At 67.0% G+C, this 846-nt stretch carries 1 protein-coding gene; it reads left to right on the forward strand.

From position 1 onward, the window contains the following. Window positions 1–846 (forward strand): CarD family transcriptional regulator (locus EN780_RS35695; RefSeq protein WP_281035414.1); only part of this gene is annotated, 846 nt, incomplete at both ends.

Genomic DNA, 846 nt, shown 5'->3' on the forward strand with positions numbered 1-846 from the left:
ACCACTACGAAGCGCGCCGCAAGCAGGCCGACGGCGCGCTGAAGGACGCGGTGCCCTACAAGCCGGTGGCGCCGGACCTGCTTTATCTCTCGCCGGAGAATCTCAGGGCGTCCCTCGGCCCGCGCGAAGACATCGACTTCACCGTCTTCGATGCGCCCGATGTCGGAAGCAAGAAAGTCTTCCATGCCGGCGCGCGGCATGGCCGCAGCTTCGCCGAGGAACGCGCCGATCCCAACATCAACGTCTTCGATGTCGTGGTGAAGCACATCGCCGACGAGCGCGCCGCGCGCCGCCGCGTCGTCGTCGCCGGCTGGACCGAAGGCTCGCTCGACCGGCTCGGCCAGATCCTGGCCGAGCATCATCTTGGCAATTTGAAGCCGGTGGCGACGCTTGCCGAGGCGGAAAAGCTCGAGCCGGGGCAGGCGGGCCTTGCCGTGCTGCCGCTCGAATTCGGCTTCGAGACCGAGAGACTGGTTGTCGTTGCCGAGCAGGACATCCTCGGCGACCGGCTGATCCGGCGCTCCAAGCGCAAGAAGCGCGCATCAGACTTTATTGCCGAAGCCTCGTCGCTGTCGTCTGGCGATATCGTCGTCCATACCGACCACGGCATCGGCCGCTTCATCGGCCTGCGCACCATCGAGGCGGTCGGCGCACCGCACGACTGCCTGGAAATCCACTATGCCGGCGACGACCGGCTGTTCCTGCCGGTCGAGAACATCGAGCTTCTGTCGCGCTACGGCTCGGATTCGGCCGAGGCGACGCTGGACAAGCTTGGCGGCGGCGCCTGGCAGTCGCGCAAGGCGCGGCTGAAGCGGCGCCTCCTCGACATGGCCGGGCAGGTGATCC

It is taken from the genome of Mesorhizobium sp. M4B.F.Ca.ET.089.01.1.1 (assembly GCF_004022605.1).
Taxonomy (GTDB): domain Bacteria; phylum Pseudomonadota; class Alphaproteobacteria; order Rhizobiales; family Rhizobiaceae; genus Mesorhizobium; species Mesorhizobium abyssinicae.